We start from the raw sequence: 274 nt of genomic DNA, 5'->3' as shown, positions 1-274 counted from the left end.
TTCTCTATTGAAATCGACACTTGAGAAATCATAACTCCAATTACTACCGTTAACTGAAGTTGGTGTCCCCATGGCTTTGATGACATCATTTTTTGTGGAACCGATCGAAAAGTTTGTATTAGCCTCTTGGTTTCCTAACCAAACTTTCAAATTATCACTAATATCACTATAGCCCTCTACCTCACTTTCTCTATTGAAATCGACACTTGAGAAATCATAACTCCAATTACTACCGTTAACTGAAGTTGGTGTCCCCATGGCTTTGATGACATCA

The 274-nt window shown here is 37.6% G+C and carries 1 protein-coding gene; it reads right to left on the bottom strand.

Annotated elements, in window-relative coordinates; genetic code table 11:
* The coding region (locus C162_RS36540) for a hypothetical protein (protein ID WP_162174507.1) at window positions 1–274 on the bottom strand (274 nt) is incomplete at both ends.

Source organism: Paenibacillus sp. FSL R7-269, from assembly GCF_000517865.1.
In the GTDB taxonomy this organism is placed as follows: domain Bacteria; phylum Bacillota; class Bacilli; order Paenibacillales; family Paenibacillaceae; genus Paenibacillus_AQ.
The sequence above is the reverse complement of the archived record's forward strand: the minus strand, read 5'-3'. Positions and strand labels throughout refer to the sequence as shown.